The following is a 22512-nucleotide window of genomic DNA, read 5'->3' as shown; positions in this document are numbered from 1 at the left end:
CCGACGTCACAGCGCGCCCTTGGTCGACGGGATGCCCTGGACCCGCGGGTCGCGGGCGACGGCCTGCCGGAAGGCGCGGGCGAAGGCTTTGAATTCGGCCTCGGCGATGTGGTGCGGGTCGCGGCCGGCGAGCACGCTGAGGTGGACGGTGAGGCCCGCGTTGACGGTGATGGCCTCGAAGACGTGCCGCACCATGGAGCCGGTGAAGTGCCCGCCGATGAGGTGGAACTCGAACCCGGCCGGCTCGCCGCCGTGCACGAGATACGGCCGGCCCGAGACGTCGACCACGGCCTGGGCGAGCGCCTCGTCGAGCGGCACGAGCGCGTCGCCGAAGCGCGCGATGCCCGCCTTGTCGCCGAGGGCCTGACGGATCGCCTGGCCCAGGACGATGCCGGTGTCCTCCACGGTGTGGTGCACGTCGATCTCGACGTCGCCCTCGGAGCGGACCATGAGGTCGACCACGGCGTGCTTCGCGAAGGCGGTCAGCAGGTGGTCGAAGAAGGGGACGGTCGTGCGGATGTCGGCGCGGCCGCTGCCGTCCAGATCCAGGACGAGCTCGACGCTCGACTCGCTCGTCTCCCGGCCCAGTCGCGCGACGCGCGCGCCGTCCGATGCGCTCTCTCCGCTCATGATCCGAGGGTAGTGGGCGACGCGGCGCCGAGCTCGGCGAGCGCGTCGAGGAAGAGCGTCGTCTCCTGCTCGGTGCCCGCCGTGACGCGGAGCGAGTTCGGCAGCCCGACGTCGCGGATGATGATGTCGCGCTCGAGAAGCGCCTCGAACGTCGCATGCGGGTCGGCAACCCGGTCGAAGAGGACGAAGTTGGCCCAGCTGTCGTAAGCCCGGAACCCGAGGACGGGCAGCTCCGCCAGCAGTCGGTCGCGCTGTCCGCGGATGTCGTCCACCATCGCGAGCATCTCGGGCGCATGCCGGAGCGCAGCGACCGCGGCCGCCTGCGTGAGGGCCGACAGGTGGTACGGGAGCCGCACGAGTCGCAGGGCGTCGATGACCGCCGGGTCCGCCGCGAGGTAGCCGACCCGCGCGCCCGCGAATGCGAACGCCTTGCTCATGGTGCGCGAGACGACGAGCCGGTGCCGGTCGGGCAGGAGCGAGACCGCGGTCGGGGTGCCCGACGGCATGAACTCGGCGTACGCCTCGTCGACGAACACCATCCCGGTGCTCGCCTCGTACGCGGCCTCGATGACGTCGAGGGCGACGGGGGTGCCCGTGGGGTTGTTCGGGGCGCAGAGGAAGACGAGGTCGGGCCGGTGCTGCTCGATGGCCGCGACGACCGTGTCGGCGCTGAGCGCGTAGTCGGCGTCGCGCTCCGCCGTCAGCCAGGTGGTGCCGGTGCCGCGCGTGATGATGCCGTGCATCGAGTAGGTGGGCGGGAACGCGAGCACGCTGCGACCCGGTCCGCCGAATGCCTGCAGCAGCTGCTGGATGATCTCGTTCGAGCCGTTCGCGGCCCAGATCTGCTCGGATCCGAGGCCCTGGCCGAGGTACGCGGCCAGGCTCTCGCGCAGCGCGGTGAACTCGCGGTCGGGATACCTGTTAAGCGTGAGGACCGCTCCGGCGAGCGACTCGACGATGTCGCGCGCGACGGCCTCGGGGATGGGGTGGCTGTTCTCGTTGACGTTCAGCTGCACGCGCACGTGCTTCTGCGGCGCACCGTAGGGCGACTGCCCTCTCAGATCGGCACGGAGGGGGAGGTCGTCGAGCGATGCCACCGTCCCAGCCTATTTCGACGCGACGCCCGCCCGACTCGCGGGTCGGCGGGCGTCCTACGGCGGATCAGCGGGCGTACTGCGGCGGGATCGCGAGGCGCTGGCCCGGCTGGATCACACCCGAGTCGAGTCCGTTCAGGCTCGAGATGTCGGCCACGACGTCGCGCGGGTCGGCCTTCGGCGCGATCTCCTGGGCGACCTGCCAGAGGGACTCCCCCGCCGTCACCGTCGTGTAGCTGTAGTGGCCCGTGCGGGCGGCGTCCGACCCGTCGGCCTTGACCGCGCCGATGCCGCCGACGATCGCCGCGAGGGCGAGCGGGACGGCGACCACGAGCGTCAGCACGGCCCGACCCCGGGGGGTGATGCGCAGCCGCGGCTGGGTGGGGCGGGTGTGGTACGAACCGCTGATGCTGATGGCGCTCATGTCGACTCCTCGATTAGAAGCTCTGTTCCGAACATACCTTCGATCGAACATCTGTTCAACCCTCGGCTCGGTCCGGGCCCTCGGATCCGCCGACACACTCGAACAGGTGTTTGTCGCGAGGCCCCGAGGCGGATACAGTTTCGATCGCTGGGACGATCAGACCAGCGACCACCGACATCGGGGAGGCAGCGGTGAGCGAGACCGAGGAGCGCGCGGCGACGACGCGGCGGCGCACGAGCCTGAGCGAGAAGCAGCAGGCGATCCTGGAGGTCATCCGGCGCTCGACCGCGACCCGCGGCTACCCGCCGAGCATGCGCGAGATCGGCGACGCGGTCGGCCTCTCCTCCCTGTCGAGCGTGACCCACCAGCTCAACCAGCTGGAGCTGAGCGGGTACCTCCGCCGCGACCCCAACCGTCCGCGCGCGCTCGAGATCCTCATCGACCTGCCCGCGAGCGACAGCCCGGAGAGTGGGCCGTCGGTCGGCGACGCCGCCATGGTGCCGCTCGTCGGACGGATCGCGGCGGGCATCCCGATCACGGCCGAGCAGCAGGTCGACGAGGTCTTTCCGCTCCCCCGCCAGCTGGTGGGCAAGGGCGAGCTGTTCATGCTCAAGGTCGTCGGCGAGTCGATGATCGACGCCGCGATCTGCGACGGCGACTGGGTCGTCGTCCGTGCCCAGAAGACCGCGGAGAACGGCGAGATCGTCGCCGCCATGCTCGACGGCGAGGCCACGGTCAAGGTCTTCCGCCAGCGCGACGGCCACACCTGGCTGCTGCCCCGCAACACGGCGTTCGAGCCCATCCTCGGCGACGACGCCGAGGTGCTCGGCAAGGTCGTCGCGGTGCTGCGCTCGGTCTAGCGCTCGGCCACGGTCGGTGCGACCCGCGCCAGCCAGCCCTCCACGACCGTCATGAAGTCGTGGTGCTCGTCGCGGAACACCGTGTGACCCGTCCCGGGGATCCGTGTCACGACCATCCCCTGCGCTGCGAGCCGGGCCGCGACGTCGTCGGAGATCAGCCAGCTGCGCTCGGCCAGCACGACGAGGCTCGGCGCGACGAGCCGCTCGGGCGGCATCAGCCGGCGGGTGTTCGCCAGGCCGAGGATCGTCCGCTTGTCCCAGTCGGCGAGCGTCGCCAGCTCGATCTCGACGTCGGCCGGATCCCACTTGGGATTCCAGCGCACGAGCGACGCGCGCGACGGGCGCGGCGCGAGCGCGAAGAGCGCCTTCAGCGCGACGCCGCGCGGGCCGCCCGGGAAGGCGAACGCCGGGTCGACGTAGACCGCGGCGCGGGGCGCGAGCCGCTCCGCGACCAGGCTCGCCACCAGTCCGCCCAGGGAGTGGCCCATGACCAGGTCCGGCGGGCCGGCGAGCACCGGCGCCACCGATTCGACGACGTCGTCCGCCCACGCCTGCGGGGAGTACCGGCTCGATCGCGGGCTGCGCCCGTGCCCGGCGAGGTCGACGGCCACGACCCGGTAGCCGAGCTCCCCCAACCGGGCGCTCACCCGGTGCCAGGCCCGATGGTCGGACATCAGCCCGTGGACGAGGAGCGCCGTGCGCGATCCGGTCCCGCTCTCGTGCACCGCCAGCCGCATGGGGCGAGGCTAGGTGGGGATGCTGAGCGCCGCCTCGGCGGAGCCTTGGGGATGTCCCCCACCCGCCTCGGCGCCCCCGTCAGACCCTGTCGGCGATCCGTCGAGCAGCGCGATGCCGAACTCGGCGACGACGGACCGCACCTCGGTGAGATACCGCAGCGCCTGCTCGGTGAGCGGGATCGCGGCGTGGCGGATCCAGCCGATCTCGATGCGGTCGTCGACGTCGAGCGGGATGGCCACGATCTCCGGATTCAGGTCGTCGCTGATGATGCCCGTGGAGATGGTGTAGCCGTCGAGGCCGATCATGAGGTTGAAGATGGTCGCGCGGTCGGAGACCCGGATCTCCTGCGCGCTGGACAGGGTCGAGAGGATCTCCTCGGCGAGATAGAAGGAGTTGTTCGCCCCCTGGTCGAACGTGAGGCGCGGCAGGTCGGCGAGGTCGGCGAGCGAGACGCGATCACGATCGACGAGCGGGTTCGTGCGGGAGATGAAGATGTGCGGCTCGGCGACGAAGAGCGGCTGGAAGACCAGCCCCGCATCCCGGAGCAGCTTGTCGACGACCTTGCGATTGAAGTCGTTCCGGTACAGGATCCCCAGCTCGCTGCGGAGCGAGCGGACGTCCTCGATGATGTCCCAGGTGCGGGTCTCGCGCAGCGAGAACTCGTACTCGACGGCATCCGTCGCGCGGACCATCCGCACGAACGCATCGACGGCGAACGAGTAGTGCTGCGTGGAGACGCCGAGCAGACGCCGGGAGGGCGGCCGGCCCAGGTAGCGGTGCTCGAGGAGCGCGACCTGCTCCACGACCTGGCGGGCATAGCCGAGGAACTCGGTCCCGTCGGCGGTGAGCGACACCCCGCGGGCGGAGCGGACGAGGAGGGGCAGGCCCACCCGCGCCTCGAGATCCTTCATGGCCGCCGACATGGTCGGCTGCGCCACGAACAGCACGTCGGCGGCGGCGCTGATCGACCCCTCCGCGGCGACCTCGACGAAGTACTGGAGCTGCTGGAGGGGGATGCCGCTCGACTCACGCGCCATAGGAAGAATCTATATCAGGACATAGATAGAGCGAGTTCCCCGATGGCCCGGGTCCCGCGGCAGCATGGTCACCACCACCGCCGCCGGCGCGATCGACCCCCGGGAGTATCTCCTCCATGACGAACGACTTCGACTATCGCATCACGACGACGCGATTCGACGAGGACTACGCGCCAGCCGAGACGTCTCGGATCACCACGAACTTCGCCAACCTCGCCCGCGGCGAGCACCGGCAGGAGAACCTCCGCAAGGCCCTGACGATGATCGACCACCGGTTCAACTCGCTCGCCGACTGGGACAACCCGAACGGCGACCGCTACGCCGTCGAGCTCGAGATCGTGTCGGCGAGCCTCCGATTCGTCGGTGCGGACGCCGATCAGGAGTTCCCGCTGCTCGAGGTGCTCGACATCCGGATCCTGGACGCCGCGACCGGACGGCGCACCCAGGGGATCGTGGGCAACAACTTCTCGTCGTACGTGCGCGACTACGACTTCAGCGTGCTGCTGCCCGCGCTCACGCAGGCCGCGCCCGACGATCCGGCGCCGGAGGACTTCGGCGCCCTGCACGGCAAGCTCTTCGACCACTTCCTCGACTCGGACGCGTACCGGGAGCGGTTCACGGCGCCGCCGGTGATCTGCATCAGCGTCTCGACCAGTAAGACGTACCGCCGCAGCGGCAATCGCCACCCGATCCTCGGCGTCGAGTACGAGAATGACGACGTCTCGTTGACGGACGAGTACTTCAGCAGGATGGGTCTGACGGTGCGCTTCTTCATGCCGCCCGGGAGCGTGGCGCCGCTGGCGTTCTACCACCGCGGCGATCTGCTGGGCGACTACACGAATCTGCAGCTGATCGGGACGATCAGCGTGATGGAGACGTTCCAGAAGATCTACCGGCCGGAGATCTACAGCGCGAACTCGCCGGCTCCGGCCGTCTACCGCCCGAGTCTGGAGTCGCAGGACTACTCGCGACCCGGGATCACCTACGACCGCGAGGAGCGCAGCCGGCTCGCGAAAACGCAGGGTCAGTACGCCGAGGAGCATCTCATGACACCGCACCGATCCACGCTCGAGGCGTGGGCGGCCGACTACCCCGCCCCCGTCGCATGACCGGCGGAGCAGCGCGCCCCGCGCCGGGACTACTGCCGACGTCGACCGCCGGCAGCCTGCCGAAGCCGTCCTGGCTCGCGGAGCCGGAGACGCTGTGGCCCGCCTGGCGGCTCGAGGGCGACGCCCTGCGCGAGGGCAAGCAGGACGCCCTGCGCATCACCATCGAGGAACAGGATCGCGCCGGCATCGACATCGTGAGCGACGGGGAGCAGACCCGCCAGCACTTCGTCACGACGTTCATCGAGCACCTCAGCGGGGTCGATTTCGCCGCACGCGAGACGGTCCGCATCCGCAACCGGTACGACGCCAGCGTGCCCACCGTGACCGGCCCGGTCCGCCGCGAGAAGCCGGTGTTCGTCGAGGACGCCGCCTTCCTCCGCGCGCAGACCGACCGCCCCCTCAAGTGGGCCCTCCCGGGACCGATGACGATGATCGACACGCTCTCCGACCGCTACTACGGCAGCCGGGAGAAGCTGGCGTGGGAGTTCGCGGCGATCCTCAACGAGGAGGCGCGGGAGCTCCAGGCCGCCGGGGTCGACATCGTCCAGTTCGACGAGCCCTCGTTCAACGTGTTCTTCGGCGAGGTGAAGGACTGGGGCGTGGCGGCGTTGGAGCGCGCCGCAGAGGGGCTGGAGATCGAGACCGCCGTGCACGTCTGCTACGGCTACGGGATCAAGGCCAACACCGACTGGAAGGCGACGCTCGGGCAGGAGTGGCGGCAGTACGAGGCGATCTTCCCCCTGATCCAGCAGTCCTCGATCGACATCGTCTCGCTGGAGTGCCAGCACTCGCACGTCCCCATGGACCTCATCGAGCTCATCCGCGGCAAGAAGGTCATGCTCGGCGCCATCGATGTGGCGAGCGAGACCATCGAGTCTCCCGACGAGGTCGCCGAGACCCTCCGGAAGGCTCTGGCCTTCGTCGACGCGGACAAGCTCATCCCGAGCACGAACTGCGGCATGGCGCCGCTGACCCGCGAGGTGGCGCGCGGCAAGCTCGGTGCGCTCAGCGCCGGCGCCGAGCTCGTCCGCCGGGAGCTGGCATGAGCATGCCGCACTCCGTGGCGCAGGTCGCGGACGAGCAGCGCGACCGACAGCTGGATGCCGGATTGAGCCCGACCGAGTTCAAGCGCGCCTTCCGCCACCACGCGGCCGGCGTCGCCGTGGTGACCGCCGACGCAGGCGACGGACCCGTGGGGATCACCGCGTCATCCCTGTTCTCGGTGAGCGCTGAGCCCCCGCTCATGGTGTTCTCCATCTCGAATCGCTCCTCGAGCGCGCCGACGATCCGTCGGGTCAACACCCTCGTCGTGCACCTGCTGGGGCGAGATCAAGTGGAGATCGCCCGCCTGTGCTCCACGAGCGGGATCGACCGGTTCGCCGACACATCGATCTGGCGGCGTCTGCCGACCGGCGAGCCGCACTTCCCGGGCGTTCCGGTGTGGATCCGGGCCCGGGTCGTCAATCGGATGGCCGCGGGCGAGTCGACCGTCATCGCGATGCATGCGCTCGAGGCGGTGTACACCGACAGCGGGTCGACCGAGCCGCTCGTCTATCACGATCGAACCTGGCACGGCCTCGGGACGGGCTCGCGCCTGCAGGCCTGACCGCGTCGGCTCAGCGGAGGGCGTGCAGAAGCTCGTCCGCCGCGCGTCGCGTGGCGAGGAGGTGCAGCCGCGTCCCGCCCTCGTCGTAGCCCGTCTCGAGCACCCGCGTGGTGCGGTGCGCGAGGGCGACCAGATCGCCGCGGTCGTACGGGACGACGACATCGAGCGCGACGTCCGGCTGCGGGAGCAGGTCGGCCATCCGGCGGGTGAGCTCCTCGATGCCCTCGCCGGTGCGCGCGCTCACGAAGAGCGCCTCCGGCTCGAGGCCGCGGAGCACGATCCGGGTGTCGGGGTCGATCAGGTCGGCCTTGTTGAAGACCACGATCTCGGGCAGGTCGCGTGCGCCCACCTCGCCGATGACGTCGCGCACCGTCGCGAGCTGCGCCGCGGGGTCGGGGTGCGCGCCGTCGACGACGTGCAGGACGACGTCGGCCTCGGCCACCTCCTCGAGGGTCGAGCGGAACGCCTCCACCAGCTGGTGCGGGAGGTTGCGGACGAAGCCCACCGTGTCCGCGATCGTGAACTCGCGGCCATCCGGTGTGCGTGCCCGGCGCACGGTCGGGTCCAGCGTCGCGAACAGAGCGTTCTCGACGAGGACACCCGCCCGGGTCAGCCGGTTCAGCAGGCTCGACTTGCCGGCGTTGGTGTATCCGGCGATCGCCACGGCCGGCACCTCGTACCGGTCGCGATTGGCGCGCTTCGCCTCGCGGGCGGGCGCGAAGCCCTTGATCTGCCGGCGCAGCTTCGCCATCCGGGAGTGGATGCGACGCCGGTCGAGCTCGATCTTCGTCTCACCCGGGCCACGCGATCCCATGCCCTGGCCGCCCGCCGCCTGACCGCCCGCCTGGCGCGACATCGACTCGCCCCAGCCGCGCAGACGCGGCAGCAGGTACTCGAGCTGCGCGAGCTCGACCTGCGCCTTGCCCTCGCGGCTCTTCGCGTGCTGGCTGAAGATGTCGAGGATCACGGCCGTGCGGTCGATGACCTTGACCTTGACCGCGTCCTCGAGGGCGCGGCGCTGGCTCGGCGCGAGCTCGGTGTCGGCGACGACGGTGTCGGCGCCGAGCGCGGCGACGATGCCCGCGAGCTCCTCGACCTTGCCGCGACCGAGGTAGGTCGACGGATCGGGGTGCGGCCGCCTCTGCAGCAGCCCGTCGAGCACGACGGCGCCCGCGGTCTCGGCGAGCGCGGCCAGCTCCCGCAGGGAGTTCTCCGCCTCCTCCAGGGAGCCGCCCGAGTAGACGCCGATCAGCACGACGTTCTCGAGACGCAGCTGGCGGTACTCGACCTCGGTGACGTCCTCGAGCTCGGTGCTGAGCCCGGCGACGCGACGGAGGGCCGCCCGCTCCTCGCGATCGAACTGCTCGCCGTCGGTGTCGGGTGTCAGCCCGGCGAGGTCGTCGTCCTGCAGCGCCGCGGCGCGACCGTCGAAACGGCGCACGGCGGCACGGGTCCCGTCGGTCGCGAGCACGCGGTCGAGGATGCGGTCGTCATCGGTCATATGGTCGTTCAGCCTAGTTTCTCGATAGGTTCGGTGGCATGGCCCCCGCGGAGCATTACTTCACTTCCGCGCCGGGGGGTGATCCGGGATACCGCCAGATCGCCGTCCGGCTCGCCGGGCGGGACGTCGAGGTCACCACCGGCAACGGCGTGTTCAGCCCGGACCGGGTCGATGTCGGCACCCAGGTGCTGCTCTCTCACGTGCCCGCCCCGCCGCCCGGGGGCGACCTGCTCGACCTCGGCTGCGGATGGGGCCCCGTCTCCCTCAGCCTCGCCCTCGAGTCGCCGCACGCGCAGGTGTGGGCGGTCGACGTCAACGAGCGCGCCCTCGATCTCGTGCGCCGCAACGCCGCGGCCCTCGGACTCACCAACGTCAACGCCGTGCTGCCGCAGGATGTTCCCGACCGCGTCCGGTTCATGACCATCTGGTCGAACCCCCCGATCCGCGTCGGCAAGAACGAACTGCACGCGATGCTGCAGCACTGGCTGCCGCGTCTCGAGCCGGGCACCGACGGTTGGCTCGTCGTCCAGCGGAACCTCGGCTCGGACTCCCTCCACCGCTGGCTGCAGGCCGAGTTCCCGTCCGACTTCGCGTTCCTCCGCGCCGCGACGAGCAAGGGCTACCGCGTGCTTCGCTGCCGTCGGCGGAGCGGCTCCACCGAGGCGATCGACGTCGTCGCCGGCTGAGCGGTCGGCGCGCCCGTGATGCACGAGCACGAGCTCGCGGTCGACGTCGAGCTGGTGCGGCGACTGGTCGCCACGCAGTTCCCCGCGTGGGCGGATCTGCCGGTGCGTCGCGTCGCGGGCACGGCGACCGTCAACGCGATCTTCCGCATCGGCGACGACCTCACGGCGCGGCTCCCGTTGCGCGCGGACGCGGTCGCCGACGTCGCGGAGCACCTGCGCGCGGAGGCGCGGGCGCTCGAGGCCTTTGCCGCCGTGTCACCGTTCCCGGCGCCCCGGCCGGTGGCGGTCGGTGCACCCGGTGCCGGCTACCCGCTCCCCTGGTCGGTGCAGACCTGGCTGCCGGGCACCGTGGCGACCCCGGACGGATCCGCCGGATCGACGGAACTGGCCGACGATCTGGCGATGCTGGTCGTCGAACTCCGGCGGGCTCCCGCCGACGGCCGCGTCTTCGCGGGATCGGGGCGCGGCGGGGTGCTGACGGACCACGACGACTGGATCGCGACCTGCTTCGCCGAGAGCGAGGACCTGCTCGACGCGCCCCGGCTCCGCCGACTGTGGGCGGCCCTGCGCGCACTCCCGCGTCGCGGGCCGGACGTCATGACGCACGGCGACCTGCATCCCGGCAACCTGCTGCTCGACGACCAGGGACGGCTCGCGGGCGTCCTCGACGGGGGCGGCTACGGTCCGGCGGACCCGGCGCTCGACCTCATCGTGCCGTGGACGCTCTTCGAGGAACCCGCGCGCGAGCGGTTCCGGGCCGCCGTGGGAGCCGACGACCTGGAGTGGGCGCGCGGCGCCGCGTGGGCGTTCCAGCAGGCGATGGGGCTGGTCTGGTACTACGCGGAGACCAACCCCGGCATGAGCGTGCTCGGTCGGCGCGTCCTGGGGCGGCTCCAGGACGATCTGTTCGTCCGGGGGCTGGTGCGCGGCCTCTAGAGCTCGTAATCGCCGTCGAAGACGAGCTCGGCGGGCCCGGTCAGCAACACCCGGCCGTCCTCGATGAGCACCTCGAGCTCGCCGCCCGGGACCTCGACGGTCCAGCGGTCCGGCGCCTGGTCGCCCGCGTAGTGATGGAACGCGATCGCCGACGCCGCCACGCCGGTGCCGCAGGAGAGCGTCTCGCCGACCCCGCGCTCGTGCACCCGCATCCGGATGCGGCCCACGCCGTTCTCGATGAGCGGGTCGCCGGGCACCACGAACTCGACGTTGGCGCCGTCCGGCGGCCTCGGGTGCACGACGGGAGCCTCGTTGAGGTCGAGCTCGTCCAGCTCGGCGGCGTCGTCGAGCACCACGACGACGTGCGGGTTGCCGACGCCGACCGGGAGCCCGGGCCGCGCCACCGCGAGGTCGCGAGCCGAGACGGTGACCTCGGCGTCGTCGAGGACGACGAACGGTCCGAGGTCCACCGTGAAGCCGCCGGCGTGCCGGGTGACCGGGTGCACACCGCCGCGGGTGCCGATCTTCACGGTCTCGCCGACCTCGAGTCGGAGGAGGCCCTGGTCGAGGAGGTACCGGACGTAGACGCGGATGCCGTTGCCGCACATCTCGGCGGCGCTGCCGTCGGCGTTGCGGTAGTCCATGAACCACTCGGCCGCAGGGTCGTCCGCGAGGGCGTCGTCGCCCTCCGGCAGATTCGCGGAACGGACGGCGCGGATCACGCCGTCGCCGCCGACGCCGAAATGCCGGTCGGCGATCGCGGCGATGCGCTCCTCGCCGAGCTCGATCCGCCCCTCGGGATCCGCGAAGAGGACGAAGTCGTTGCCCGTCCCGTGGCCCTTCGTGAACGGCAGCGAGGTCATGCGCCTCAGGCTATCGGGGCGCGGCCGTGCATCGCCGCGAGGGCGCGGTCGACGCGGTGGGCGTCGTCCGCGTCGATCCAGGCGGTGCCGGCGTACCGGCGGAACCACCCGACCTGGCGGCGGGCGTACCGCCGCGTGAGGGCGGCGGTCTGCTCGATCGCGGCCGCCACGTCGAGCAGACCGTCGAGCTGGGCGAGCGCCAGGGCGTACCCCATGGCGCGCGAGGCGGTGACGCCGAGTCCCGCCGGGCGGAGCGCGGCGACCTCGTCCAGGAGGCCGTCGCGCCACATGCCGGCGGCGCGCCGCTCGAGCCGCTCGACCAGCACCGACCTCTCGCTGCGCAGCCCGATCGTGACGGTCGGGCGCCACGTCGCACCCTCCTCCGGCAGCCCGGCGCCGAACGGCTCCCCCGTGATCTCGATGACCTCGAGGGCGCGGACGAGCCGGCGACCGTTGTGCGGGCCGATCCCGCTCGCCGCGGCCGGGTCGAGCCCCGAGAGTCGGGCGTGCAGGGCGCCGGGACCACGCTCCGCTAGCTCCGCCTCCAGGCGGGCCCGGATCCCGGCATCGGTGCCCGGGAACCGGAAGTCGTAGACGACGCTCGACACGTAGAGCCCGCTGCCGCCGACGAGGATCGGGATCGCGCCCCGGCCCGCGATGGCGTCGATGGTGTCGCGGGCGGCCGTCTGGTACGCGGCGACACTCGCCTCCTCGCTCGGGGCGAGCACGTCGAGCAGGTGGTGCGGGATGCCGCGGCGCTCCTCAGGGCGCAGCTTCGCGGTGCCGATGTCCATGCCGCGGTAGAGCTGCATCGCATCGGCGTTGACGATCTCCGCCGGGGTCCCCTCGGCGGCCAGGCGCTCCGCGAGGTCCAGCGAGAGCGCCGACTTGCCGGTGCCGGTAGCACCGACGACGGCGATCATCGGCGCGGCGGTCGCCACGCGGCTAGGCGCCGACCCGCAGGGTCGGCAGCCCGATGGAGACGGGGCCGCCGGCGGCGCCGCCGTGGCCGTGGTCGGAGTCGGCGTGCGGATCGAGCGCCATCGCCTGCGCGCGGTCCCACGCGTCGCCCGCACGGGTGCGCCGCACCGGCAGGATCGCGCCGGCCGGTCCGGCGATGAGGAAGTGCGGAGTCGCCCGCGTCACGACGGCGCTCACGACGTCGCCGGGACGCGGTGCCTCGGCCCCGGCCGGGAGGTCGACGTGGACGAGACGGTTGTCCTCCGCACGCCCGGAGATGCGGGCGGTCTCGCTGTCGCGCCGCCCCTCGCCGGGCGCGACGAGCACCTCGATCGACGTGCCGACGAGCTTCTGCGACTCCTCGCCGGAGATCCGCTCCTGCAGCTCGATGAGCCGGTCGTAGCGCTCCTGCACGACCTCCTTGGGCACCTGCGCGTCCATGGTGGCCGCCGGGGTGCCCGGACGGATCGAGTACTGGAAGGTGAAGGCGGAGGCGAAGCGCGCCTGCTCGACGACCCGCAGGGTCTCGGCGAAGTCCTCCTCCGTCTCGCCGGGGAAGCCGACGATGATGTCGGTCGAGATCGCGGCGTGCGGGATCCGATCACGGACCCGGTCGAGGATGCCGAGGAAGCGCTCGGATCGGTACGAGCGGCGCATGGCCTTGAGGATGCGGTCGGAGCCGGACTGCAGCGGCATGTGGAGCTGCGGCATGACGTTCGGGGTCTCGGCCATCGCGTCGACGACGTCGTCGGTGAACGCCGCCGGGTGCGGGCTGGTGAAGCGCACGCGCTCCAGCCCCTCGATCTCGCCCGTCGCCCGCAGCAGCTTGCCGAACGCCAGCCGGTCGCCGAACTCGACGCCGTACGAGTTCACGTTCTGCCCGAGCAGCGTGACCTCGATGGCGCCATCGTCGACGAGCATCCGGATCTCGCTGAGGATGTCGCCCGGGCGGCGGTCGCGCTCCTTGCCGCGCAGTGACGGGACGATGCAGAAGGTGCAGGTGTTGTTGCACCCGACGGAGATCGACACCCAGCCGCTCGCGGCCGACTCCCGCCGGGTGGGGAGGGTCGACGGGAACACCTCGAGCGCCTCGAGGATCTCGACCTGCGCCTCCTCATTATGGCGAGCCCGCTCGAGGAGCGTGGGCAGGGATCCCATGTTGTGGGTTCCGAAGACGACGTCGACCCACGGCGCCTTCTGGACGATGACGCCCTTGTCCTTCTGAGCGAGGCAGCCGCCGACCGCGATCTGCATGTCGGCGTTGAGGCGCTTGGACGCCGCGAGGTGGCCGAGGGTGCCGTAGAGCTTGTTGTCGGCGTTCTCGCGCACGGCGCAGGTGTTGATGACGACGATGTCGGCGTCGGATCCCGCGTCCGCCCGCACGTAGCCCGCCGCCTCGAGCGAACCCGAGAGCCGCTCCGAGTCGTGCACGTTCATCTGACAGCCGAAGGTGCGCACCTCGTAGGTGCGCGGGCGTGCGGTGACGTCGGTCATGGTGCCGAAAGTCTACGTTCGTGCGGCGGCACGAGATCTCAGCGGAAGGTGACGCGCGACGCCGCTCCCGACGGTAACGCGGCCTCCACGGCGGCGCGCAGCGTGCTGCCGCTGTAGCCGCGTCGCATGAGGAAGCCGCTGAGGCGTCGGACCGCGGTGGCGTGGTCGTAGGAGCTCAGCTGGCCGGCCCGCTTGATCGCGATCTCGCGGGCGCGGGCGAGCTCGTCGCTCGTGTCGATGAGCTCGAGCGCGTATTCGATGGCGGCCGGGGAGAGCAGACGTCGGGTCAACTCGGCCGCGACGGCCTGCCGGCCGTAGCCCTTGCGCTCCTGCAGCACGCCGACGAGGTTCTGCGCGAGCGCCATGTCGTCGATGAGGCCCGACGCCTCGAGCCGCTCGACCTCGGCCGTGATCGTCTCCTCGTCGAGATCGCGCGACCGCAGCGTCCGCTCGATCTCGCGCCGTGACATCCCGCGGCGGGTCAGCGCGTGCAGCGAGACGTTGTGGGCCCGGGTCGTATCGACCGTCGCCGCGATCTCCGCATCCGGCTCGTCGCCGAGGGCGAGTCGGGCCGGGACCGCGGCCGCGCGGTCCTGGCTCGACGCCCCGCTCGACAGGGTCGGGCGCTCCGACGGCGGCTGCACGCCGGGCAGGTAGGTGACCGGTGCCAGACCGTCGGAGCGCTCGGCCATTACTGCCCGACCGCCTTCTTGGCGGGCAGCTCGGTCACGTTGTCGGCCGCGGCCGCCTTCGCCTCCGCGCCGATGCCCAGCTTCACGAGGATCTTGCGCTCGATCTCGGCCGCCACATCCGGGTTCTCGAGGAGGAAGTTGCGGGCGTTCTCCTTGCCCTGACCGAGCTGGTCGCCGTCGTAGGTGTACCAGGCGCCCGACTTGCGGACGATCTCGTGCTCCACGCCGTAGTCGATCAGGCTGCCCTCGCGGGAGATGCCGACGCCGTAGAGGATGTCGAACTCGGCCTGCTTGAAGGGCGGTGCCATCTTGTTCTTGACGACCTTGACGCGGGTGCGGTTGCCCACCGCCTCCGTGCCGTCCTTCAGGGTCTCGATGCGACGGATGTCGAGGCGGACCGAGGCGTAGAACTTGAGCGCCTTGCCGCCCGCGGTGGTCTCGGGCGAGCCGAAGAACACACCGATCTTCTCGCGCAGCTGGTTGATGAAGATCATCGTGGTCTGGGTCTGGTTGAGACCGCCGGTGAGCTTGCGGAGCGCCTGCGACATGAGGCGGGCCTGGAGGCCGACGTGGCTGTCGCCCATCTCGCCCTCGATCTCGGCCTTCGGCACGAGCGCCGCGACGGAGTCGACGACGATGAGGTCGATCGAGCCCGAGCGGACGAGCATGTCGGCGATCTCGAGCGCCTGCTCCCCCGTGTCGGGCTGCGACACGAGCAGCGCGTCGATGTCGACCCCGAGCTTCTTGGCGTACTCGGGGTCGAGCGCGTGCTCCGCGTCGATGAATGCCGCGATGCCGCCGGCGCGCTGGGCGTTGGCGATCGCGTGCAGCGTGAGCGTCGTCTTCCCCGACGACTCCGGGCCGTAGATCTCGACGATGCGGCCGCGCGGCAGCCCCCCGATGCCGAGGGCGACATCCAGGGCGATGGAGCCCGTGGGGATGATGGCGACCGGCGCACGCTCGTCCGAGCCGAGCCGCATCACCGTGCCCTTGCCGAACTGACGATCGATCTGGGCGAGTGCGGTCTCGAGGGCCTTCTCGCGTTCCTGCGGTGTGGGCATTGCGGTCTCCTTCTGCGTCGTGTGCTGCCGCCCATCGGCTGCCGTTCCTGACCGGACCGATGAAGCAAGGTCCGAACTCTCCCGGCAGGGCTTTCGTCGTGGACGCTACGCCCGGGGTCCGACATCGCATCGGATCGACAGGCGGAACGGCGCACAACTCGCGTTCGAAGAACGCTGTGAAGGAGACTACGCGCGTTCGAACGGATATTCGACGAGAGACGCGCGGCGTGTCGTGCGGCTCAGCGGTCGCGCGGGTCGGGCCGACCGGCCCCGTACCAGCGCGACGGCGGCACCTGCTCGGCCCGACAGAGCGCGAGCCAGACGTCGCGCGCGGGCACCCCCGCCGCGAGCGCCTCGTCGGGGGTGCGGTTGCCGAGCTCGACGACGACGCTGTCGCGCATGAGCACCGGGCCCATCGGCCCGAACTCGTCGTCGATCGCCCGGCGGAACTCCTGGAGCTTCATCGAGATCCATCCTGACAAGAAGAAGGAGCCCCGACCGACCGGCCGGGGCTCCCCACGTCTGAGATCTAGCGCACCGCGAGGTCCGCGTCGAACTCGGCCACGAGCTCGTCGGGCAGCGTGTCGGGAACCGACGTCACGCCCTCGAGGACCGCGAGGCGGTCGCCCACCTCGCGCATGATGACCGAGATCGGAGTGTCGAGCGCGTCGGCCACCGAGGCGAGGATCTCGGAGCTGGCCTCCTTCTGACCGCGCTCCACCTCGCTCAGGTATCCGAGGGCTACACTCGCCCGGCTGGCGACCTGACGCAGGGTCATGGCCTTCTGCAGCCGGAAGTCGCGGAGGACGTCGCCGATCTCCTGTCGAACCAGAACCATGGTGTCCTCCATCTCCCCGATCAACCGGGCTGGCCACGTTACGCCATCCGGTATCGGAACTCTAAGCCGCGTCGCCTGCGCATCCGCTGAGGCGACACGATCTGTAACAGGATCGGAACACCCGCTATTCCGGTGCTCCGGCCCGCAGCTCCTCGCGCAGCCACGACAGGGATTCGGAGACGGCGGCCGCCCGGATGGCCGCCCGGTCGCCGGTCAGATCGAGGCGCCGCGCCCGCACCTCGTCGCCGAGCGCGAGCCCCACCCAGACCTCGCCGACCGGGTGGCCGTCCTGCGGATCCGGGCCCGCCACTCCCGTCGTGGCGAGACCGACCGCGGCGGGGTCGTCGTCGACGGCGAGCCGCTCGCGGACTCCGGCGGCCATCTGGCGGGCGACCTCGGGATCCACCGCCCCGTTCGCGGCGAGGAGGGCGGCGTCCACGCCGAGCAGCGAACGCTTCAACGGCGTCGCGTAGGCGACGACGCCGCCGCGCACCACCGCGGATGCTCCCGGCACCGAGACGAGCTCGGCGACGAGCAGCCCGCCGGTCAGCGACTCCGCGACGGCGATCGACCATCGGCGCTCGACGAGGAGGCCGACGACGTCCGCCGCGAGCGTCACGCCTTCGCGGCCCGGCCGGCCCGCGAGGCGGCCACCAGATACGAGGCGCCGCTGACGAGCGTGAGCACGAGCGCGGCCCCGAGGAGGACCCAGACCACCCACGAGTACCAGGGGCCGACGACGCGGTCGAGCGGCAGGAGTGCCAGCGTGACCGCGATCGACTGCACCCAGGTCTTGATCTTGCCGAGCAGATCGGCGGGCACCACCCGGCTGCGGATGACGACGAAGCGGTAGACCGTGATCCCGACCTCGCGGACGAGGATGACGATGGTCACCCACCACCACACCTCGCCGAGTATCGACAGCGCGACGAGGGCTCCCCCGACCAGCACCTTGTCGGCGATCGGGTCGAGGATCTTGCCCGCGTCGGTGACGAGGTTGCGACCGCGGGCGAGGAAGCCGTCGACCGAGTCGGTGAGGATCGCGACGACGAACAGCGCCGCGGCCAGCCAGCGCACCCATCCGTCCCGGCCGCCGTCCTCGAGCAGCAGCCAGATGAACACCGGGGCCAGCAGGATGCGGACGACCGTGATGATGTTCGCGATGTTGCCCCAGCTCGCCGGGGTCTCGCCCCGCGCGGTGACCCGGCCGCGCATGGGATTGGGACGCGCAGCGCTCATGCCCTACTCCCTGCCCGTCAGCCCCCAGGCATCCTCGTCCGAGGGCCCCTCATCGACAGGATATCCGTCGAACTGGGCCTCGACGGGGTCGCCGGGCACCTTCCCAGCGCCGGCCGGCGCAGCGCCGGAGGCGGGGACGTCGCCGCGCAGCTGCGCGAGGACGCCGGCGAGCTGCTCCGGCGCGACGAGCACGTCGCGCGCCTTCGAGCCCTCGGACGGGCCGACGATCTCGCGCGACTCGAGGAGGTCCATGAGCCGCCCGGCCTTGGCGAATCCGACGCGCAGCTTGCGCTGCAGCATCGACGTCGAGCCGAACTGCGTGTTCACGACGAGCTCGGCCGCCTGCAGCAGCAACTCGAGGTCGTCGCCGATGTCGGCGTCGATCTCGCGCTTCTCGGCCACCGCCTCCACGTCGTCCCGGTATTCGGGGCGGGCCTGGGCCGTGACGAACTTCACGACCGCCTCGATCTCGTCCTCCTTGACCCACGCGCCCTGCACGCGGATCGCCTTGGAGGCGCCCATCGGGAGGAAGAGCCCGTCGCCCTGGCCGATCAGCTTCTCGGCGCCGGCCTGGTCGAGGATGACGCGGGAGTCGGTCATGCTCGACACCGCGAAGGCGAGGCGCGACGGCACGTTGGCCTTGATGAGCCCGGTGACGACGTCGACCGAGGGTCGCTGCGTCGCGAGCACGAGGTGGATGCCGGACGCGCGCGCGAGCTGCGTGATGCGCACGATCGAGTCCTCGACGTCGCGCGGGGCGACCATCATGAGGTCGGCGAGCTCGTCCACGACGACGAGGAGATAGGGATACGGCTGCAGCACCCGCTCCGAGCCCTGCGGCAGCACGATCTCGTTCGCGAGCACGGCGCGGTTGAAGTCGTCGATGTGGCGGAAGCCGAACGACGCGAGGTCGTCGTACCGCATGTCCATCTCCTTGACGACCCACTGGAGCGCCTCGGCGGCCTTCTTGGGGTTCGTGATGATGGGCGTGATGAGGTGCGGCACGCCCTGATAGGCGGAGAGCTCGACGCGCTTCGGGTCGACGAGCACCATCCGGACCTCGGCGGGCTTCGCCCGCATGAGCACCGAGGTGATCATCGAGTTGATGAAGGACGACTTGCCGGATCCGGTGGAGCCGGCGACCAGCAGGTGCGGCATCTTGGCGAGGTTCGCGACCACGAAGCCGCCCTCGACGTCCTTGCCGAGGCCGATCGGCAGCGGGTGCACGGAGCGCGTCGCCGCGGGCGAGCGGAGCACGTCGCCGAGGGAGACGATCTCGCGGTCCTTGTTGGGGATCTCGACGCCGATCGCCGACTTGCCGGGGATCGGCGAGAGGATCTGGACCTCGTTCGAGGCGACGGCGTAGGCGAGGTTCTTCGCGAGGGCCGTCACGCGCTCGACCTTCACGCCGTGGCCGAGCTCGATCTCGTAGCGGGTGACCGACGGCCCGCGGGAGAAGCCGGTGACCTTCGCGTCGACGCCGAACTGGGTGAGCACGCTCGTGATGGAGGCGATCGCCTCGACGTTCGCGGGGGTCTTGGTCTTCGGCGGATCGCCCGCCTCGAGGAGCGACACGGCGGGGAGCCGGTAGGGCCGCTTCGACGCGGCGGGAGCGGGGACCGCGGGGGGCAGCGCCACGTCGTCGGCGGCGTCGAAGAGCGTGACCGGCCCGTCGTCGCGGAGGGACGTCGGCGGGATCGCGGGGGCCTCGCCCGTGAAGCGGCGGACGGCGTCCTCGGCCTTGGCGAGCTCGGCCAGGAGGTCGGCGTCGTCGTGCACGGGCGAGTGCGCGATGACCTCGGTCGCCTCGGTCGGGTTCTCGAGCGCGGAGTCGTACGCGGGCTCGCTGGACTTCTTGCCGCGACGCCACCACGGCATCGTGGACGGGTCGTCCATCTCGAGGCCGAGGTCGGTGAGCGAGCCGAGCTCCGGCTCCTCCGGCTCCTCGACCGTCGTCTTCGCCGGCCGCTCGCCGATCTCCGCGCCGAAGAGGTAGGCGTAGGCCTCGCGCAGCCGGTCGCCGGTGCGGTTCGGCGGCGTCTTGCTGATGATGAACAGCGAGAGGATCCCGACGGCGCCCACGATCGGGACGGCGAGCCACGCCGCGCCGATCGCCACGAACGGCTGGCCGATCACCCACCCGACGACCCCGCCCGCGTGGGAGAGGGCCGGCATCCCCTGCGACGGCTGCGGGTGATCGCTGAAGACGTGGCAGAAGGCGCTGATGCACGCGATGAGCAGAGCGAGCCCGATGCCGACGCGCGTGTTGTCGTGGACGCTCGACGGGTGGCGGAACAGCCACACCGCGAAGATCAGCATGATGACCGGGAGGCTGAACGCGACCCGGCCGAGCAGCCCGCCGAACGTGTAGGCGTCGAGAGCCTGGGCGATGTCCGACGAGGGGTTGAACCACTCGACGACGGCCCCGGCGATCGCGAGGACGACGAGCAGCATCGGGAAGCCGTCGCGCCGCTCCTCCTTGGCCAGGGTCTCCTTGCCGAAGACGCGGGCCCCTCCCCCGACGATGTGCGCGAGGCCGAGCCACGCCGACGTGAGAGCGCCGGGACGGTCGTCCTGGAAGACCGGCTGCTTGCCCTTCGGGTAGCGCTTGGTCGGGGTCGCCTTGGTGCTGTGCGCGCGCGGGCCCTGCACCTTGGTGGCGTTCCGGCTCGATGCGCGGGCGCGCGTGCTCGACGACCGGGTGCTCGTGGCCATGACGCGACGGTACCCGCGCGGGCGGACGACGGCGGGGAGGCGGGGCGGGGTGTCCGGATCGAGCGGCGTCAGACCGGGCAGCCGAGCAGGCCGTCGCCCGGGATCAGGGCGAAGGGTGCGGTCCCCGGCGGGACCACGCTCATCAGGGCGACTTCCGACCGACCGCCGGCGTCCTCGGACCCGTCGTAAGCTTCGATGAGGAGCCGGCCGGACGGTCCATCGACCGCGTAGACGTCGGTGTCGTAGCCGTGGCGGTGATCCGCGAATCCGCCGGGGTAGGCCGCCTCCAGCTCGGACACCGAGCTGCCGATATGGACACCTGTCGTAGTCCGGATCTGCGGAGAGAACACCTGGACCGCGCTCACCGCGCCGCCCTGCTGCGCATCGATCGTCGCGATACGGAACGGATCCTGCTGGATCGGGCCGCTCGGATCGTCGGGATAGGTGGTGATCCACAGACCGTGGGTGGGCGGGGCTCCCTCAGGAGCGACGTTGGCCTCGCAAGCGTCGGCGTGCCACGCGACGAGCGCAGTTCGGGAGGGTTCGGCCGGCACCGGTTCTCCGAGAACGACGGAGCCGAGGCCGGCGGGTCCCACCACCAGTGCATCCAGCGCGGGGCGCGTCGGGGCCGGGGCCGCAGCGGGATTCGATGTCGATGTCGATGTCGACGAGGCCGAGGGATGCGAGTGGATCGTGGTGTCGGTGCAGCCCGCGAGGGCTCCCGACAGGATGACCCCGACGAGGATCCAGGCGGCGCGAGGGGATCTCATGATCCGATGATCCCAGATCGCGTCCGTCCGGCGGGCTGGAGACGGTCACGATGCCGTCACGGCTGGATCGCGTCACCCCGGCCGGTCCGGCGGAGGAGCACCACGAGTGCGATCGACACCGCGGCCACGGCGAGCGCCGCCACCGCGAGCACCACCCCCGGCCACCCGGCTCCGACGAATGCCAGCCCGACCCCCCAACCGACGATGCTCGAGCCGGCGTAGTACGCGAGGTTGTAGAGCGACGACGCCTGCGCCCGGCCGCCCGGGGCGATGACGGGAGCCCAGCCGGCCGCCGTCGAGTGCGCCGCGAAGAACCCGGCCGTCAGCACGAGGAGCCCGACCACGATCACGGGGAGCGACGGGACGAGCGTGAGCAGGACGCCGACCGCCAGCAGCACGGTCGCCCCGACCAGGACGGGGAGTCGGCCCCGCCGCGCCGCGAGGGCCCCCGCCCGCGCCGAGGCGACCGTCCCGGCGAGGTAGGCCAGGAACAGCAGGCCGAGAAGGATCGGCGGCACGGAGAACGGCGGCTCCGCCAGCCGGAAGCCGAGGTAGTTGTAGACGGCGACGAACCCGCCCATGAGCAGCAGCCCCTGCGCGTAGAGGGCGAGCTGGCGCGGCGAGCGCAGGTCGTCGACGAGGCGTCGCGCCACCCCGCCTCGCTCGGGGCGGGGTGCCCGCGCCGGGGGGACGAGCACGACGAAGAGCACCGCGGACGCCGCGCACAGGAGCGCGACGGAGAGGACCCCGACGGGCCAGCCGACGAGGTCGGCGATCGGCGCCGCGACGATCCGCCCCACCAGGCCGCCGACGGAGGTGCCGGCGATGTAGACCCCCGCGGCGCGCGCGGTGTGCGCGGGGGCGACCTCCTCGCTCACGTACGCCATCGCGATCGCCGGGACGGCGCCGGCCATCGCCCCCTCGACGAGGCGGGCGCCGAGGAGCGCGGCGAAGTCCGGCAGGAAGGGCACTGCGATGCCGACGACGGTCGCCACCGCGATCCCGACCGCCATCGCGGGCACGCGCCCGACCCGGTCGGCCACGATCGACCAGGGGATCACGCCGATCGCGAGCCCGAGGGTCGCGGCCGAGACGGTGAGCGCCGCGGCCGCCGCGTCGACATGGAACGTCCGGCTGACCTGCGGCAGCACCGCCTGGAACGAGTAGAGCTGCGCGAACATCGCGATGCCCGCGAAGAACAGGGCGACGAGCAGCCGTCGGTAGGAGCGCTCCCCCGGAGCGTGCCCCTCGACCATCCC

Annotated in this window: 24 protein-coding genes; 6 read left to right on the top strand and 18 right to left on the bottom strand. The window is 71.5% G+C overall.

The window, feature by feature from the left end; translation table 11 throughout:
* Positions 1-6 precede the first annotated feature (6 nt).
* From hisB to ACTHM3_RS02880, 3 genes are all read right to left on the bottom strand, one after another.
* Entirely contained in the window at positions 7-630 is a 624-nt protein-coding gene (gene hisB / locus ACTHM3_RS02890; RefSeq protein WP_440404581.1) for an imidazoleglycerol-phosphate dehydratase HisB, read from the bottom strand.
* Positions 627-1727 carry a histidinol-phosphate transaminase gene (locus ACTHM3_RS02885; protein WP_440404580.1) on the bottom strand — a complete coding sequence of 367 codons (1101 nt, stop codon included), beginning with the start codon at positions 1725-1727 and terminating at the stop codon, positions 627-629. The genes hisB and ACTHM3_RS02885 overlap by 4 nt, the downstream gene beginning before the upstream one ends.
* A 64-nt stretch (positions 1728-1791) precedes the next feature.
* Entirely contained in the window at positions 1792-2148 is a 357-nt protein-coding gene (locus ACTHM3_RS02880) for a LysM peptidoglycan-binding domain-containing protein (RefSeq protein ID WP_440404579.1), read from the bottom strand.
* A gap of 191 nt (positions 2149-2339) precedes the next feature.
* On the opposite strand from ACTHM3_RS02880, the gene lexA reads away from it, so the two are divergent.
* Positions 2340-3008, top strand: a complete 669-nt coding sequence (gene lexA / locus ACTHM3_RS02875) for a transcriptional repressor LexA (RefSeq protein ID WP_440404578.1) — start codon at positions 2340-2342, stop codon at positions 3006-3008.
* Here the strand turns inward: lexA and ACTHM3_RS02870 are convergent.
* Together ACTHM3_RS02870 and ACTHM3_RS02865 are read right to left on the bottom strand one after the other, a co-directional pair.
* Positions 3005-3745, bottom strand: a complete 741-nt coding sequence (locus tag ACTHM3_RS02870; protein ID WP_440404577.1) for an alpha/beta fold hydrolase — start codon at positions 3743-3745, stop codon at positions 3005-3007. The two genes, lexA and ACTHM3_RS02870, sit on opposite strands and share 4 nt — an antisense overlap.
* 9 nt (positions 3746-3754) lie before the next feature.
* Positions 3755-4783, bottom strand: a complete 1029-nt coding sequence (locus tag ACTHM3_RS02865) for a LysR family transcriptional regulator (protein ID WP_440404576.1) — start codon at positions 4781-4783, stop codon at positions 3755-3757.
* Between the two features lie 116 nt (positions 4784-4899).
* Between ACTHM3_RS02865 and ACTHM3_RS02860 the strand changes: the two genes are divergently transcribed.
* The 3 genes from ACTHM3_RS02860 to ACTHM3_RS02850 are packed head-to-tail and all read left to right on the top strand — an operon-like array spanning position 4900 to position 7498.
* Positions 4900-5892: a putative oxygenase MesX gene (locus ACTHM3_RS02860; RefSeq protein WP_440404575.1), complete on the top strand. Its 993-nt coding sequence runs from the start codon at positions 4900-4902 to the stop codon at positions 5890-5892.
* Positions 5889-6938, top strand: a complete 1050-nt coding sequence (locus tag ACTHM3_RS02855) for a methionine synthase (RefSeq protein WP_440404574.1) — start codon at positions 5889-5891, stop codon at positions 6936-6938. Before ACTHM3_RS02860 ends, ACTHM3_RS02855 begins: the two co-directional genes overlap by 4 nt.
* Entirely contained in the window at positions 6935-7498 is a 564-nt protein-coding gene (locus tag ACTHM3_RS02850) for a flavin reductase family protein (protein WP_440404573.1), read from the top strand. The genes ACTHM3_RS02855 and ACTHM3_RS02850 overlap by 4 nt, the downstream gene beginning before the upstream one ends.
* Before the next feature lie 10 nt (positions 7499-7508).
* Here the strand turns inward: ACTHM3_RS02850 and hflX are convergent, their stop codons facing one another.
* On the bottom strand, positions 7509-8999 hold the full coding sequence (gene hflX / locus ACTHM3_RS02845) for a GTPase HflX (protein ID WP_440404572.1): 1491 nt from the start codon (positions 8997-8999) through the stop codon (positions 7509-7511).
* A 38-nt stretch (positions 9000-9037) separates the two neighbouring features.
* On the opposite strand from hflX, the gene ACTHM3_RS02840 reads away from it, so the two are divergent.
* Positions 9038-9685, top strand: coding sequence for a class I SAM-dependent methyltransferase (locus tag ACTHM3_RS02840; RefSeq protein ID WP_440404571.1), 648 nt, complete (start codon positions 9038-9040; stop codon positions 9683-9685).
* An 18-nt stretch (positions 9686-9703) separates the two neighbouring features.
* Complete coding sequence (locus ACTHM3_RS02835; protein ID WP_440404570.1) at positions 9704-10621, top strand: aminoglycoside phosphotransferase family protein; 918 nt, start codon at positions 9704-9706, stop codon at positions 10619-10621.
* Here the strand turns inward: ACTHM3_RS02835 and dapF are convergent.
* From dapF to ACTHM3_RS02775, 12 genes are all read right to left on the bottom strand, one after another.
* Positions 10618-11484 (bottom strand): diaminopimelate epimerase, encoded by an 867-nt coding sequence (dapF, locus tag ACTHM3_RS02830; RefSeq protein WP_440404569.1) that lies wholly within the window; start codon positions 11482-11484, stop codon positions 10618-10620. The genes ACTHM3_RS02835 and dapF overlap by 4 nt on opposite strands.
* A 5-nt stretch (positions 11485-11489) precedes the next feature.
* Positions 11490-12407 carry a tRNA (adenosine(37)-N6)-dimethylallyltransferase MiaA gene (gene miaA, locus ACTHM3_RS02825; RefSeq protein WP_440404613.1) on the bottom strand — a complete coding sequence of 306 codons (918 nt, stop codon included), beginning with the start codon at positions 12405-12407 and terminating at the stop codon, positions 11490-11492.
* A gap of 22 nt (positions 12408-12429) precedes the next feature.
* Positions 12430-13938 (bottom strand): tRNA (N6-isopentenyl adenosine(37)-C2)-methylthiotransferase MiaB, encoded by a 1509-nt coding sequence (gene miaB / locus ACTHM3_RS02820; protein WP_440404568.1) that lies wholly within the window; start codon positions 13936-13938, stop codon positions 12430-12432.
* A gap of 38 nt (positions 13939-13976) precedes the next feature.
* A complete protein-coding gene (locus ACTHM3_RS02815; protein WP_440404567.1) occupies positions 13977-14630 on the bottom strand; it encodes a regulatory protein RecX in 654 nt (217 codons plus the stop codon).
* Entirely contained in the window at positions 14630-15691 is a 1062-nt protein-coding gene (gene recA, locus ACTHM3_RS02810; protein WP_440404566.1) for a recombinase RecA, read from the bottom strand. The genes ACTHM3_RS02815 and recA overlap by 1 nt, the downstream gene beginning before the upstream one ends.
* 239 nt (positions 15692-15930) lie before the next feature.
* On the bottom strand, positions 15931-16155 hold the full coding sequence (locus tag ACTHM3_RS02805; protein WP_440404565.1) for a DUF3046 domain-containing protein: 225 nt from the start codon (positions 16153-16155) through the stop codon (positions 15931-15933).
* Positions 16156-16220: 65 nt separating this feature from the next.
* On the bottom strand, positions 16221-16529 hold the full coding sequence (locus ACTHM3_RS02800) for a helix-turn-helix domain-containing protein (protein WP_440404612.1): 309 nt from the start codon (positions 16527-16529) through the stop codon (positions 16221-16223).
* 124 nt (positions 16530-16653) lie between these two features.
* Positions 16654-17148 (bottom strand): CinA family protein, encoded by a 495-nt coding sequence (locus tag ACTHM3_RS02795; protein ID WP_440404564.1) that lies wholly within the window; start codon positions 17146-17148, stop codon positions 16654-16656.
* Positions 17145-17768: a CDP-diacylglycerol--glycerol-3-phosphate 3-phosphatidyltransferase gene (pgsA, locus tag ACTHM3_RS02790; RefSeq protein ID WP_440404563.1), complete on the bottom strand. Its 624-nt coding sequence runs from the start codon at positions 17766-17768 to the stop codon at positions 17145-17147. The genes ACTHM3_RS02795 and pgsA overlap by 4 nt, the downstream gene beginning before the upstream one ends.
* A 3-nt stretch (positions 17769-17771) precedes the next feature.
* Positions 17772-20483 carry a DNA translocase FtsK gene (locus ACTHM3_RS02785; RefSeq protein ID WP_440404562.1) on the bottom strand — a complete coding sequence of 904 codons (2712 nt, stop codon included), beginning with the start codon at positions 20481-20483 and terminating at the stop codon, positions 17772-17774.
* A 68-nt stretch (positions 20484-20551) separates the two neighbouring features.
* Positions 20552-21037, bottom strand: coding sequence for a hypothetical protein (locus tag ACTHM3_RS02780; protein WP_440404561.1), 486 nt, complete (start codon positions 21035-21037; stop codon positions 20552-20554).
* 272 nt (positions 21038-21309) lie between these two features.
* A complete protein-coding gene (locus ACTHM3_RS02775; protein ID WP_440404560.1) occupies positions 21310-22509 on the bottom strand; it encodes an MFS transporter in 1200 nt (399 codons plus the stop codon).
* Between the last annotated feature and the right edge of the window lie 3 nt (positions 22510-22512).

Source organism: Pseudolysinimonas sp. (assembly GCF_051954455.1).
In the GTDB taxonomy this organism is placed as follows: domain Bacteria; phylum Actinomycetota; class Actinomycetes; order Actinomycetales; family Microbacteriaceae; genus Pseudolysinimonas.
The sequence above is the reverse complement of the archived record's forward strand: the minus strand, read 5'-3'. Positions and strand labels throughout refer to the sequence as shown.

Bases quoted from the DNA above. Each gene is read 5' to 3' on its own strand.
- ACTHM3_RS02785 (WP_440404562.1), bottom strand. From the start codon at position 20,483: ATGGCCACGAGCACCCGGTCGTCGAGCACGCGCGCCCGCGCATCGAGC.
- ACTHM3_RS02805 (WP_440404565.1), bottom strand. From the start codon at position 16,155: ATGAAGCTCCAGGAGTTCCGCCGGGCGATCGACGACGAGTTCGGGCCG.
- dapF (WP_440404569.1), bottom strand. From the start codon at position 11,484: ATGACCTCGCTGCCGTTCACGAAGGGCCACGGGACGGGCAACGACTTC.
- hisB (WP_440404581.1), bottom strand. From the start codon at position 630: ATGAGCGGAGAGAGCGCATCGGACGGCGCGCGCGTCGCGCGACTGGGC.
- ACTHM3_RS02860 (WP_440404575.1), top strand. From the start codon at position 4,900: ATGACGAACGACTTCGACTATCGCATCACGACGACGCGATTCGACGAG.
- ACTHM3_RS02865 (WP_440404576.1), bottom strand. From the start codon at position 4,783: ATGGCGCGTGAGTCGAGCGGCATCCCCCTCCAGCAGCTCCAGTACTTC.
- miaB (WP_440404568.1), bottom strand. From the start codon at position 13,938: ATGACCGACGTCACCGCACGCCCGCGCACCTACGAGGTGCGCACCTTC.
- hflX (WP_440404572.1), bottom strand. From the start codon at position 8,999: ATGACCGATGACGACCGCATCCTCGACCGCGTGCTCGCGACCGACGGG.
- ACTHM3_RS02855 (WP_440404574.1), top strand. From the start codon at position 5,889: ATGACCGGCGGAGCAGCGCGCCCCGCGCCGGGACTACTGCCGACGTCG.
- miaA (WP_440404613.1), bottom strand. From the start codon at position 12,407: ATGATCGCCGTCGTCGGTGCTACCGGCACCGGCAAGTCGGCGCTCTCG.
- ACTHM3_RS02880 (WP_440404579.1), bottom strand. From the start codon at position 2,148: ATGAGCGCCATCAGCATCAGCGGTTCGTACCACACCCGCCCCACCCAG.
- ACTHM3_RS02800 (WP_440404612.1), bottom strand. From the start codon at position 16,529: ATGGTTCTGGTTCGACAGGAGATCGGCGACGTCCTCCGCGACTTCCGG.
- ACTHM3_RS02835 (WP_440404570.1), top strand. From the start codon at position 9,704: ATGCACGAGCACGAGCTCGCGGTCGACGTCGAGCTGGTGCGGCGACTG.
- ACTHM3_RS02840 (WP_440404571.1), top strand. From the start codon at position 9,038: ATGGCCCCCGCGGAGCATTACTTCACTTCCGCGCCGGGGGGTGATCCG.
- pgsA (WP_440404563.1), bottom strand. From the start codon at position 17,768: ATGAGCGCTGCGCGTCCCAATCCCATGCGCGGCCGGGTCACCGCGCGG.
- recA (WP_440404566.1), bottom strand. From the start codon at position 15,691: ATGCCCACACCGCAGGAACGCGAGAAGGCCCTCGAGACCGCACTCGCC.
- ACTHM3_RS02775 (WP_440404560.1), bottom strand. From the start codon at position 22,509: ATGGTCGAGGGGCACGCTCCGGGGGAGCGCTCCTACCGACGGCTGCTC.
- ACTHM3_RS02815 (WP_440404567.1), bottom strand. From the start codon at position 14,630: ATGGCCGAGCGCTCCGACGGTCTGGCACCGGTCACCTACCTGCCCGGC.
- ACTHM3_RS02850 (WP_440404573.1), top strand. From the start codon at position 6,935: ATGAGCATGCCGCACTCCGTGGCGCAGGTCGCGGACGAGCAGCGCGAC.
- ACTHM3_RS02870 (WP_440404577.1), bottom strand. From the start codon at position 3,745: ATGCGGCTGGCGGTGCACGAGAGCGGGACCGGATCGCGCACGGCGCTC.